Origin of the sequence: Microcoleus sp. Aus8_D2 (genome assembly GCF_036702665.1) — a bacterium.
Classification (GTDB): Bacteria; Cyanobacteriota; Cyanobacteriia; order Cyanobacteriales; family Microcoleaceae; genus Microcoleus.
Genome location: NZ_JAUBUN010000004.1, coordinates 14,959 through 27,732 on the forward strand (window position 1 = coordinate 14,959; position 12,774 = coordinate 27,732).

8 protein-coding genes are annotated in these 12,774 nt (G+C 45.5%); 5 read left to right on the plus strand and 3 right to left on the minus strand.

The window, feature by feature from the left end:
- Positions 1-25 precede the first annotated feature (25 nt).
- Positions 26-673 carry an RNA polymerase sigma factor gene (locus tag QUB64_RS04250; RefSeq protein WP_333269587.1) on the plus strand — a complete coding sequence of 216 codons (648 nt, stop codon included), beginning with the start codon at positions 26-28 and terminating at the stop codon, positions 671-673.
- Between the two features lie 172 nt (positions 674-845).
- Entirely contained in the window at positions 846-1,166 is a 321-nt protein-coding gene (locus QUB64_RS04255) for a 2Fe-2S iron-sulfur cluster-binding protein (protein WP_293157012.1), read from the plus strand.
- A 338-nt stretch (positions 1,167-1,504) separates the two neighbouring features.
- Here QUB64_RS04255 and treS read toward each other — a convergent pair whose 3' ends face one another.
- Complete coding sequence (gene treS, locus QUB64_RS04260) at positions 1,505-4,882, minus strand: maltose alpha-D-glucosyltransferase (protein ID WP_333325291.1); 3,378 nt, start codon at positions 4,880-4,882, stop codon at positions 1,505-1,507.
- Between the two features lie 430 nt (positions 4,883-5,312).
- On the opposite strand from treS, the gene QUB64_RS04265 reads away from it, so the two are divergent.
- Positions 5,313-5,543: a photosystem II protein, Psb35-related gene (locus QUB64_RS04265; protein ID WP_333269585.1), complete on the plus strand. Its 231-nt coding sequence runs from the start codon at positions 5,313-5,315 to the stop codon at positions 5,541-5,543.
- Positions 5,544-5,743: 200 nt separating this feature from the next.
- Here QUB64_RS04265 and QUB64_RS04270 read toward each other — a convergent pair whose 3' ends face one another.
- Both QUB64_RS04270 and QUB64_RS04275 read right to left on the minus strand, forming a co-directional pair.
- The gene (locus QUB64_RS04270) at positions 5,744-6,439 is read right to left on the minus strand and encodes a Uma2 family endonuclease (protein WP_333269584.1); all 696 of its coding nucleotides are present in this window, start codon (positions 6,437-6,439) and stop codon (positions 5,744-5,746) included.
- A 128-nt stretch (positions 6,440-6,567) separates the two neighbouring features.
- The gene (locus tag QUB64_RS04275) at positions 6,568-9,495 is read right to left on the minus strand and encodes an ATP-dependent Clp protease ATP-binding subunit (protein WP_333269583.1); all 2,928 of its coding nucleotides are present in this window, start codon (positions 9,493-9,495) and stop codon (positions 6,568-6,570) included.
- Between the two features lie 465 nt (positions 9,496-9,960).
- Here QUB64_RS04275 and QUB64_RS04280 point away from each other — a divergent pair, with 465 nt between their 5' ends.
- Together QUB64_RS04280 and QUB64_RS04285 are read left to right on the plus strand one after the other, a co-directional pair.
- Entirely contained in the window at positions 9,961-11,376 is a 1,416-nt protein-coding gene (locus QUB64_RS04280; RefSeq protein ID WP_333269631.1) for an MBOAT family O-acyltransferase, read from the plus strand.
- A 200-nt stretch (positions 11,377-11,576) separates the two neighbouring features.
- On the plus strand, positions 11,577-12,548 hold the full coding sequence (locus QUB64_RS04285; RefSeq protein ID WP_333269582.1) for an SGNH/GDSL hydrolase family protein: 972 nt from the start codon (positions 11,577-11,579) through the stop codon (positions 12,546-12,548).
- The last annotated feature ends 226 nt before the right edge of the window (positions 12,549-12,774 follow it).

Genomic DNA, 12,774 nt, shown 5'->3' on the forward strand with positions numbered 1-12,774 from the left:
TTAACAAAGCTATTCCAGAACAATTGTGCAAGCACCTGTTTTTTCCGAACTAAACCATCCTGTGGTCAAATCCCTGTTCCATCACAGCGATCAGGAATTATTGACCCTGTTTCAAAATCACCCCGATCAGGGTCGCTTCTTTACGGCAATTTTTTGCCGCTACGCTCAAATTGTACACTCCCTGATCCGCCATTCCGTGCGATCGCCCGTACAAGGCGATTACCTGTTCGCCCACACCTGGCAGCACATCTATCACGAGCTCCGAGGCCTCGATTTGCGCCGCGAAACCCAAGAGTCTGATGGCGGCAATCTCAGTCTCCAAAATTGGCTGATTAATGTCACCGCTGTCTGCATCAATCAAGCCGAATTGCCCCCTGTTGAGTCGATTCACTACTCTTTGCAATCCGCTCCGCCTCCCCTGTGGTGTTACGTCAGACAAGCCTTAGAATTGTTAGCGCCACTGCCGCGTTTAGTTGTGTTGATGGCTCAGACTTTCCGCTGGAGCGAAACTAGAATTGCAGCTTATTTGCAAGCAGAAGGTGAAGCTATTTCCCCCGCTCAAGTCAAGGCTTTGCTACAAAAAGGATATCAAACTTTAGAGTCAAATTTGCCGGAGGATATTCGCGCTATTTATCTAGACGAAAATCTGGATTATCAACAAGCACTTGTCTAGCAGCCGATAATTCGGGTTGCGATCGCAATTTGGTTTGCAGGCGCACGAACAGTCAGAAACCGGGTTTTTTTATAAATCCTTCGTCGCAGTCCACAAATTAGCTGAAAAACCCGGTTTCTTTGGTCTCGATGCGTCCTCGACTATACAAGCAATCTAGATATCAGAGGTGGAAATGGCAGTTTATCAAGTTCGGCTGGTCAATGAAGAGCGATCGCTCGATCGCACGATCGCAGTACCGGACGACCAGTATATCCTAGATATGGCAGAAGATGCCGGCATCCGCTTGCCGAATGGATGCAAGCAAGGAGAGTGTTCTGCTTGCGTTGCCAAACTGCTTAGCGGTGAAATCGACCAAAGCGAACAAAAGTTTTTAAAGCCGTCAGAATTGCAAGCTGGCTACGCTGTTACTTGTGTGGCTTACCCGCTTTCTGATTGCACTTTGTTAACTCATCAAGAAAAAGTTTTATATGAAGCCGCTCTTTATTTTAAGTAATGTCAGCTACACATTATATAGTGCGATCGTCTCGGTGGCAAACCATCAAATCCGCTGACAATAAAATGGGTTTGTAGTGAGGAATGCGAGTCCGCAAAAATCAAAGGACTGAAGTCCTCACTACAAACCTTTGAGAAATAAAATGGGTTTGTAGTGAGGAATGCGAGTCCGCATCCATAAAGGACTGAAGTCCTCACTACAAACCTTTGAGAAATAAAATGGGTTTATAGTGAGGAATGCGAGTCCGCATCCATAAAGGACTAAAGTCCTCACTACAAACCTTTGATGAGTTAATGTAAGGTTCGCACTGCGAACCCTACTCAACAATTAAAAATCAACTAAGGCTTGCGATTGACATTCAACAATTCCAGAATCCGCTTCAGCGGAATTTCCGCCCAATCCAAGCGGTAATTGAGTTCGTAGGCCAGCTCAGCAACCCCTTTTTCCAAAATGTAAGCATCCAGCAAAACTTGTAGTTCCGGTATCGATTTGGGCAAGAAACTGGCATCGGCTGCTGTTACCAAATAGCTGTTAAGAAAAGTGAGGCTGACCCAGCGGTGCCAAACGTTCGCCCACTGCTGCATTTCTGGGAGATTTTTAGGGCGGATCATACCGCTTTCTACTTCATTGCGCAGCGCCAAAGTAACAGCATAATTGAAAGATTGCAGCATTCCCGCCACATCTCGCAGGGGCGACCTCTTCATCCGCCGCTCGCTTAAGGGTCGATTCCGTTCTCCTCCGAAATCAATAATTACGAAGTCTTTACCTGTATAAAGAACTTGTCCGAAATGGAAGTCCCCGTGACAGCGAATTCGATCCGCCGTGATTCTCAAGTTCAAAATAGACTTGAAACGTTCCATGAGTAACTCTTCGCGGTTGAGGAGATTTTGTGCCAATTTCTGCGTTTCTGGCGGCAGTTTGGACAGCCGCTTTTTCAGCAGCAGCAAAGTTCTTCCTGCCATATTTCTCATGTGTTGATAGATGGAACGCTGGTAAAATGAGGTGAAGTTTTCTGGAGCAAAAGCCGGATTTTCTGTGTCTGAAGCTAAAGCGAGGTGAAGTTCCGCTGTCCGCTGACCTAAAAGTTCGGCTGATGCTAAGTAAGAGCCGATGAGCTCGCGAGCTAATGCGGGAATTTCTAGGGATAAATCGGCTACTAGCGAGTTTGACTGTCGCATTTGTCCGGTCAAAGCGCTGGGTAAATAGTTTTCGGGGGCTGTAGATAAATTATCGCCGGAATGCTTTGCTTCTACTGCCATTACTTGCTCGAAATAGTCGCGCAGCGTGTCTAATGTATAAGACCAAGCATCCCTGCTGTCGGGGATTAGTTTTTGCAGTATTCCGACTGTAATTACTTGTTTTTCGGCTGTGTGATATTCCAAGGCTCCAGCAATTGGAGCGTAGTGTTGGATCGGGTTGCGATCGGTTAAAAAGCGTCCGATTTCTAATTCGGGGTTGATTCCTTCCTCGACTTTTCGCAATATTTTTAGGACGTAGCGATCGCCGTAACCTGCGGATGTATTGCTTTGTTCTTTTTTGAACAGGTGAGGTTCGAGCTGCGATAAATCTTGGTCTGAGTTGAATATATTGTCGGCAATTCCTAGCAGTTGACCGGCTGTACCTTTGTAACTGCGAGAATTGGCGATCGCCCTCAGGAGCGCGGTCAGCAGGCCTTTGTCCCCAGCAGCATCAAATAGCACCCCGGCTTCGCTGCTTTCAGGGAAGTGCAGGCGCGCGATCGCCCGATCGTCCGGCTCGCCTTTAAGTTCTTCCCAACCTACGGGCAAAACATAAGTTTCCGGCATTCCTTCAGTATAATTCAACAACAAAAACAGAATGTAAACTGTAGATTCCTCTCCGCTACTATTGTTGCATTCAACAGGCACAACCTCACTTATTTCAAATGATTGAATTGTCCTATCTGCACCCACAAACCAGCGATGGCTTCGCAAGTAATTCGGCAAAAGAGAGAGCAGCATCTCGCTTAACTGAGTTGTTGCAAAAGCCGTTTTCCAATTGCCGACAACCGCCAAACTCGGCAAATCTGTCTTAAAGCCGTGCAGCGAAAATTCCTCTTGTTTAGCAGTCAGAGTAAACCAGTAAAACGTGTGAGGACTCAAGCTCAAAAAGTAAGGCGATTCGCCCACAGGTGGAAACTCAGCGCGACCGAAAATCTCCACCGGCACAGCATTTTTAAACGGAGAAAGATCTAATTCTGCCGTCTGCACGAAGCGGGACAAATTAGCGACTACGAGGATGTGTTCGTCTTGATAAGTGCGCACAAAAGCTAAAACTTTGCGGTTTTCTGGGTACAGAAACTCGCAAGTGCCGCGGCCGAATGCTTGGAAGCGCTGGCGAACAGCAATTAAGCGTTTCATCCACCACCAAAGAGAACTTGGATTCGCCCGCTGCGCTTCCACGTTAACAGATTCGTAGTGATACTCAGGGTCAACGATTGGCGGCGCGTACAGCCGCTGCGGGTTAGCGCGGCTGAAACCGGCATTGCGATCGCTGCTCCACTGCATCGGAGTTCTTACCCCATTGCGATCGCCCAAATAGATATTATCACCCATCCCAATTTCATCGCCGTAGTAAAGCACCGGCGTACCAGGAAGAGACAGCAGCAAAGCATTCATCAACTCAATGCGGCGGCGGTTATTTCCCATCAGCGGAGCCAAACGGCGGCGGATACCCAAATTAATTCTCGCCTGAGTATCTTGAGCGTAAACCCGATACATATAATCTCGGTCTTCATCGCTCACCATTTCCAGCGTCAATTCATCGTGATTCCGCAAAAACAATGCCCACTGACAGTTATTGGGAATGTGCGGAGTTTGCTGGAGAATATCGCTAATTGGGAAGCTATCTTCCATGTGCAAAGCCATAAATAAACGCGGCATCAGCGGGAAATGAAAGTTCATGTGACATTCATCCCCACCCGCGTAATATTCAACCGCATCCTCCGGCCACTGATTCGCCTCAGCAAGCAGCATCCGGTTCGGAAACTTTTCATCTACGTGCTTGCGCAAATGCTTGAGAAATACGTGAGTTTCTGGCAGGTTTTCGCAGTTAGTACCTTCGCGCTCGTACAAATAAGGTACGGCATCCATGCGCAGTCCATCTACTCCCAGTTCCAACCAGAAATCTACCACATCTAAAATGGCTTGGCGGACGGCGGGATTGTCATAATTCAAATCGGGTTGGTGCGAATAAAAACGGTGCCAGTAATAAGCTTTAGCTACCGCATCCCAAGCCCAATTAGAAGTCTCGAAATCTTGAAAAATAATCCGAGCATCTTGATATTTTTCCGGCGTATCGCTCCACACATAAAAATCTCTTTCGTTACTGCCTTTCGGGGCGCGGCGCGCTCGCTGAAACCATGCGTGCTGGTCTGAAGTGTGGTTGACAATTAACTCAATAATGACTCGAATTCCGCGCTGGTGCGCTGCTTCTAAAAGGTTTTTAAAGTCGTCTAACGTGCCGTAAATCGGGTTGACGGTGGTATAGTGAGATGTATCGTAGCCGTCGTCTCGGAGTGGCGAGGGAAAAAATGGCAGTACCCAAATTGCTGTTACTCCCAAGTTTTGCAGGTAATCCAGTTTTTCTGTGAGTCCCCGAAAGTCGCCGATGCCGTCTGCGTTGCTGTCTGCAAAAGCGCGAATTGGTACTTCGTAAATGATGGCGTCTTTGAACCACAAGGGATCGTTATTTAACATTGAGTTTGGCATGATTTTTATGGGTGATTGGTAATTGGGATTTGGTAATTGGGATTTCGTAATTAGGATTTGTTAGTTCAAATCCAAACTGATAAATCATAACGCATAATTTTGCCACGATTCGTCATGCCAGCGGCAGAGTTTTAATTGTAATTTATTAACGCAAAACTTATAAGTTCTTAACTAAAAACATTAAACAATCTATTTTGTTATTGCGGATACAGTTCACAATTCGGAGCTGGATGCGTGCTGCTACATACCGGTGCGCGGTGCACACTCTAAATACCTTCCCCCTCTCCCACTTCCATCGGAGGGGCGGTTTTTACTACCTGTCGGACGGTTCTCACGGCTTTAGACTACCTTGACGCTGTTTGCAAACTTTTGTTACATTTATTTACATAAAGTAACAAAACTTAAGGAAAAAGCAAAAATGACTATTGTAATCTCTCTTTTGATCGTCGGCTGGGTCGCAGCATCTTTAATTGGTACTCAAGCATATTTCCTGGGCGAACAGTCTAAGCCCATCCATGACAGAAATTGGAACGATCGATCTTTTGAACAACTGGCTAAATCGGTGACAGGAACAGAAATTGATTACACCGTTCGCGTTCCCGCTTACAGCATGGATGCTTACGGTAGCAGCACCATTTCCAATTCGTAATATCAAGTAGCAGGCTTGACTATTTTCAATAACAGGCTATAAGAGCCTGTTCCACAAGCAGATTTATTTTTGTGGAACAGGCTCTTATAGCCTGTTCGTATTGGGTTTTTGCGTAATATCGCGTTTGATCGATCGCATACAAATAATTCATCTAATTCTGATCAAAAATAGCGATATTACGCATTTTGTCCCAGCCTAGTTTATAATTGTTCCGGGTCAATTCCCATATCGCGCAATCTTTCTGCTAGCAAAGCAGCTCGCTGTTCGGCTTGTTGTGCGCGCTGTTCGGCTTGTTCGACGCGCTGTTCGGCTTGTTCCAATCTCCGAGAAACCTCCTCATAACTTGCAAAAGGTTCGCCATCAGGACGATAAATTTGCAACTCTTCACCGGACGAATCAAAGCGAATTCCCAATCGGGGACTGACCCAATTTTCAATTGATTCAATTACATCCAAACGCCCCTCAGAACGAATCCAACCGCTAAAATCGTTGCGATCCGGGTCGTAAAGGTAATATTCCTCAACACCGTGGCGATCGTAAAATGCCTGTTTTTGATTCATTTCTGTAAACCTGTTACCAGGAGAGAAGATTTCAAAAACAACTTGCGGTGCAATATTTTCTTCCAGCCACTGTTGGTACGAGCCCCGATCGCCCTTGGGCCTGCCAAAGGCTACCATGACATCAGGGGCAACTTTAATTTTGTTATTTCCCTCGACAGGATACCACAGCAAATCGCCGGCAACAAATACATTGGGATCATCTGCAAACAACCACGCTAAATTTTGTTGGATGATCAGTATCCAGCGAAATTGTTTGGTATTGTCTGACATTGGTTTACCATCGCTATCGGGGTAAATTACATCTGTTGTTTGAGGGGACTTGAGTTGAGTTACCATAACTGTTGTCCGGGTGATGAAGTGTTGAATTTAATTTTAGCTCTTTGGGAACACGGTTTGTAGTGAGGACTTTAGTCCTCTGAATTGGCGGACTAAAGTCCTCACTACGAAACCTGTTTTTGAAGCAACTACAAACTGTTACCTACCAAGGCGGGGAGAGAGTCTTTTTTGCGAAACTGCAAACTGTTATTTACGCAGTCGATCGCAATTGTGTCACCTTCGGTAAACGCATTTTCCAGAATCTTGTTAGCCAGCGGGTTTTCCAACTCCCGCTGAATGGCGCGTTTCAGGGGACGAGCGCCGTAAACTGGGTCATAACCAACATCTGTGATATGGTTTTTCGCAGCATCGGAAAGTTCCAAAGTGATTTTCTGTTCCGCCAACAGCCGCTCGATCCGCTTGACTTGAATGCTGACAATTTGCCGCAGTTCGATCTTGCTCAAGGTATGGAACAAAATGATCTCGTCCACCCGATTGAGAAATTCTGGGCGAAAGTGCGATCGCAAAGCTGTCATCACCCGTTTCAACATTTGCTCGTATTCTTGGTCTGTCTCCCGTTCTTGAGTCGGTAAATCTTCACTTTCACTGTGATCTTTTTCACTCTTTTCTGATATATCAACTCGCTGGGCTGACACCTCAACAGTACCGTCGTCAGCAACTTTATAGTCTGTCTTGGGAATTGACACCTCCTTCGGTTCGTGCTTGCGAGTTGCGGGTTTCTTGGCGGTTTTTCCCTTCTTAGTAAATACGTCTAAAATGTGATCGCTGCCGATATTGCTGGTCATCACAATGACGGTATTTCTAAAGTCAACTACTCGACCTTGAGAATCAGTAATTCTGCCGTCATCCAACACTTGCAGCAAAATGTTAAATACATCCGGGTGCGCTTTTTCTACTTCGTCAAATAGCACTACCGAATAAGGATGTCTCCGCACTGCTTCGGAAAGTTGTCCGCCTTCGTCGTAACCGACGTATCCGGGGGGAGCTCCGACTAACCGAGAGACGCTGTGTTTCTCCATATATTCCGACATATCGATGCGGACGATCGCATCATCGCTGTCAAACAAAAACTCTGCCAATGCCCGCGCTAACTCGGTTTTACCGACGCCTGTGGGGCCCATAAACAAGAAAGAGCCGATCGGTCTACCGGGATCTTTCATCCCCGCCCGCGCCCGCCGGATCGCCGCAGCAACCGCCGTTACAGCCTCTTCTTGACCGATGACTTTCTTGTGCAAATGACTTTCCAATTGCAGCAATTTTTGGCGTTCCGATTCTAACAACCGATTGACCGGAATCCCCGTCCACTTCGCCACAATTTCTGCAATATCGCCCTCAGTAACTTTTTCCCGCAGCAGCGAAGAACCTTGAGCTTGCTGTTTCAAAAGTTCGGCTTCCTTGGCTTCGCGATCGCGCACCGCAGTTTCTAATTTACCATATTTCAACTGCGCCGCTTTATTCAAATCGTAAGCTCTTTCTGCTTGTTCGATTTGGACTCGCAGTTGGTCTTCTTCGGCTTTCAATTTATTGATTGCATCCAATAACTGCTTTTCGCCCAACCACTGCGAAGATAGTTTTTCTTGCTTGGCTTTTAAAATGTCAATCTCAGCTTTGATGCGTTCGATGCGGGGCGTGATAGTGGCGGTGGGAGAACCTTTTCCCTCACCTTCGATCGACAATTTTTCCATTTCCAACTGCATCACCCGGCGGTCGATCCCTTCCAATTCCACGGGTTTGGAGGTAATCTCCATTTTCAAATGGGCGGCCGCTTCGTCTACAAGGTCGATCGCCTTATCGGGCAAAAAGCGATCGGAAATATAGCGAAAAGACAGAGTAGCAGCAGCTACCAGGGCCGAATCGGTAATTTTTACCCCGTGGTGGCGTTCGTAACGGTCTTTCAATCCGCGTAAAATTGAAACAGTATCTTCCACAGTCGGTTCGCCGACAAATACTTGTTGAAAGCGGCGTTCCAGTGCAGGATCTTTTTCAATATTTTTGCGGAATTCATCGAGAGTTGTCGCGCCGATGCAGCGCAATTCGCCCCGGGCTAACATCGGTTTCAACAAATTTCCGGCATCCATTCCCGAACCGGAACTTCCGCCGCCGCCTGTGCCGACAACGGTGTGCAATTCGTCGATAAATAGAACAATTTGTCCGTCGGAATCGATGACTTCTCGCAACACCGATCGCAATCTTTCTTCAAATTCGCCCCGGAATTTTGCCCCAGCAATTAAACTGCCCATATCGAGGCTGAATAGTTGGCGATTTTTCAAAGATTCCGGCACGTCGCCGTTGACAATTCGCTGGGCTAAACCTTCGGCGATCGCAGTTTTTCCGACTCCGGGATCGCCAATTAACACTGGATTGTTTTTCTGGCGGCGGGAAAGAACTTGTACTACCCGGCGAATTTCCTCGTCGCGGCCGATTACTGGGTCGAGTTTGCCTGCTTTTGCCGCTTCTGTCAAATCGCGGCCGTATTTAGAGAGGGCGTCGGAGTTGGCTTCGGAATTTTGATTTTGATTTTGGCTTTGGCTTTGACTTTGACTTTGCTTTTGATCTTTGACTTTGGTAGTAGCGCGAATTGATTTGATTGCTTCATCGAGTTTCGGGCGATCGATCGTCCCTGGGGCCGGTTTGCGATCGTATCCGGGGCGGCCCGGCGGGCCATCGCCTTTTGTCAGCAAACGTCGTCCGACTCGTTCGTCTTCTAGCAAGCCTATTAATAAATGTTCAACGGCGATAAAATTATCTTGCCAAGTCTGTCTGGCAGACTCAGCAGCATCTAACATCACTTCTAAGCCGCGACCGAGGTATAGTTGGTCAGCGTTGGCAACTCTCGGCTGTCGTTTGGCAAAAGCATCTAACTGCTGCGCCAAGCGAGGGACATCGACTCCGGCCTTGCTGAGAATGCTGTTTGCTAGGGCTTGCTGTTCCAGAATGGCGATCGCTAAATGTTCAACCTCTAGCTGCTGATTCGCAAAGCGGCGGGCTACATCCTGGGATTTGACTATGGCTTCCCAGGCTTGATCTGTAAATTTGCTAGGGTCTGTTGGCTGCACGTTGGTTCCTCGCAATCAAGGGGATTCCTGTTGTTATCCGTTAATATATGGTCTCACAACTATCTTAATCTTTAAAGACGATTATGAATCTATGAGTGCGGTTAACGAGCGCGGAAGTTGCAACACAATTGACTTTTTGCCAAAACCTCAAGTAGGGACACGGCACGCCAGCCTTTCGTCGTGTCAACAATCGCCTAAAACCCTTGAGAAATCTCGTTTATATCTGAGTCCAGATCCCCCTCGCATCCCCCCGATAGTCGGGGGACTTCGATCGCGCTCTTGTCCCCCCCTTAGGAAGGGGAGTAGGGGTCGAGTAGGGGGCTCTTCCTGCGGGGGGATCTAGATTTAATAGTTAAACAGCAGTCTCTGAATGGGTTTGAGCTTAAGTTGACACTAATCGGCAATGCAGTGTCCCTACAAAATATCTATATTGTCAAAACCCAGATTTTTGATTCCTTGACATCTATGCTATTTCCCACGTACCAATTTCTCATATTTTTCCTAATTCTTTTTAGTGCCATCCTCTCTTTGAAGCCCAAAGTCAATTTATATAAAATTGTCTTGCTAATTTCCAGTTTATTGTTTTATTCCTTTTGGAGCTTAGACTTTCTCTGCCTCCTCATTTTAAGTACAGTCTGCAATTATATCATTCTCCGAGCTGTTGTTCACAGCAAATATCACAAACTTGCTTTCATCTCAGGCATAATTGTAAACATTGCCAATCTCGGCTTTTTTAAATATTGCAACTTCTTTGTAACATCCTTATTTGAGGTACTAAACCAGCTACACATTCCAGCCAGCTTTCAAGTTTTGCAAATCATCGCCCCCGTCGGCGTATCGTTCTACACATTTAGAATGATTTCCCATTTAATCGACTGCTACCAGCAAAAAATCCCCTGTCCAAAATTTGTAGACTACGCCACCTACATTACCTACTTTCCCCAAATTGCCTCCGGGCCAATCTCGCGCCCTGGCGAATTTTACTCGCAGCTAAATTCACCTAAAAAATACGACTATCAAATCGAAGAAGTTCTAGTTTTGATTTTGTCTGGACTCTTCAAAAAATATACTTTAGCGAGCTTTTTGTTTAACTTCACTCAACTACCCTTCAAAGTCCCCCAGCAATACAGCAGCATCGATTTAATCCTCGCGGCAATTTCCTATTCTTGTTTAATTTACGTAGATTTCAGCGGCTACTCCGATTTAGCTAACGGCATCTCTTGCTTGCTGGGTTTCAAACCCATTGCTAACTTTAATATGCCATACCGATCGCTCAGCTTGCAGGAATTTTGGAAAAGGTGGCACATCAGTCTTTCCGAGTGGTTGAGAGATTACCTTTACTTTCCGTTAGGTGGTAATAAATACGGCAAGTTGCGGAAGTACGTAAATTTACTGATGACAATGGCGATCGGCGGATTTTGGCACGGCGCAGGATTAAACTTTATTTTCTGGGGAGCAATTCACGGTTTAGGACTGATTGTCAACCATCTATGTAAAGATATTCCCCAAGCTATCCATCTCAAATTAGACTATGCCTTTCCGAGATTTGCCAAATTTTGCAGTTGGTTGTTAACCTTTACCTTTGTTACCTGTAGCTGGGTATTTTTCGGCACACCCAACTGGGAAACTGCGATGAGGTTTTTTCAAGGAATCTTTCGTTTTTCCGCTGCAACTGTTCAATTCAACTTTTGGCAATTGTATCTAGTAATTGCCGTCATTGGCGCAATCAACCTGTGGGGCGAGATCATTTCCCAAGTATTGCAAACAGTATTGTCATTAAAAAACCTTTTCTTTCGGGTTGTCTTAGTTTCGCTGTTCGTGTATGCTATCTTAATGTTAGGCCCAAGTACAGTTCCGCCTTTTATTTACTTTAACTTCTAATAAACAAGTAAATCCACCTAATTAAACGTAAAATACGAATCACCCAAAAATTATTGCGGTGTATATCTTCTTCCCTTCTTCCTTCTTCCGACTTCACGCTTGACTTCTTCCTTCTTCCTGATGACGGCAGGACGGCAGGACTACTGACGGCAGGACGGCAGGACTACTGACTACTGACTACTGACTTCTGACTTCTACTTATGAGAGATAGAGAAATTTTGCTGATCGTTACTTCTGTAATTCTAACTTTAATATTTTCCAACTTATCCTTATTTCTGAAAAGCTTTTCTTCAACTCCTTTAGCCAGTACCGAAATTAAACAAGCAGCGCGCCAGATCCAAATAGACGGTTTCAGGAAATCTGAACAAGATTTTTGGAGCAAAATTAAAGATATTAACTTCGATAGCATCCCCAAAAAAGCCAAAAGTTCTCCTGTTAACACCGCAACAAAATGGGCAGTTTCACCCATAAAGCCTGCTAAAAAACCAACCCCAGCTAAACCAAAACTAACCGTACCTTATCGCAAATTTTTATTTATTGGCGATTCCGTAATGTTCGACTTAGGAACTCAACTCCAGTACACTCTCAAGGAAAAATACAATATCGCAAATACAAAACTTGACTACAAAGTATCGAGCGGCTTAAATCGGATAGATTATTATGACTGGTATGCGAGAACCAGCGAAATCATCCAGGATTATCGACCGGATGTAGTGATAGTTTTGTTCGGAGGAAATGATACTCAAGATATCACTGATTATCAAGGAAAATACCGCGCCATCCTGACCCCAGAATGGCAAAAAGCTTATCAAGAAAGAGTAGATAAATATGCCAAGTTACTTGGCTCCTCCTCCGTGAGAAAAGTGTATTGGGTAGGTCAATCAATCTCTAACAAATCTTCGTATATCAAAGCTTTTCTCATGATGAACGATATTTATAAGAATGCCGGCAAATTTTCAGAAAAAATTGAATTTATTTCTACTTGGGACACTTTTTCAGAAAACGGTAAATTTGTGCCTGTAGTTGCTGATAAATCGGGGAAGCGTGGCTATGTAAAAATTAATGACGGCGTGCACTTTACCTCCCACGGAGCTCAAATTATCAGCGACTTAATCGTTGACAAAATGGCGAAGGACAAAATCTTAAAAGCTCCGAAAAAGAAACCAGCATAGTAGGTTAATTGGGAGCATCTCATTTTTGTCATTAGTCATTAGTCATTAGTGGTGGTAGGGTGCGGATCCTGCGATAAATCTCCTGTATTCCATCGACAATCTAATGGAGCCGCACCTGACAAACAGCGTAAAAAAAAACACTTCTTTTGTAGTGGTGGTAGGGTGCGGATCCTGCGATAAATCTCCTGTATTCCATCGACAATCTAATGGAGCCGCACCTGACAAA

What these genes read in the sequence shown, in the direction of transcription:
- QUB64_RS04255 (WP_293157012.1), top strand. Translation starts at nt 846, where the DNA reads ATGGCAGTTTATCAAGTTCGGCTGGTCAATGAAGAGCGATCGCTCGAT.
- treS (WP_333325291.1), bottom strand. Translation starts at nt 4,882, where the DNA reads ATGTTAAATAACGATCCCTTGTGGTTCAAAGACGCCATCATTTACGAA.
- QUB64_RS04265 (WP_333269585.1), top strand. Translation starts at nt 5,313, where the DNA reads ATGACTATTGTAATCTCTCTTTTGATCGTCGGCTGGGTCGCAGCATCT.
- QUB64_RS04270 (WP_333269584.1), bottom strand. Translation starts at nt 6,439, where the DNA reads ATGGTAACTCAACTCAAGTCCCCTCAAACAACAGATGTAATTTACCCC.
- QUB64_RS04280 (WP_333269631.1), top strand. Translation starts at nt 9,961, where the DNA reads ATGCTATTTCCCACGTACCAATTTCTCATATTTTTCCTAATTCTTTTT.
- QUB64_RS04285 (WP_333269582.1), top strand. Translation starts at nt 11,577, where the DNA reads ATGAGAGATAGAGAAATTTTGCTGATCGTTACTTCTGTAATTCTAACT.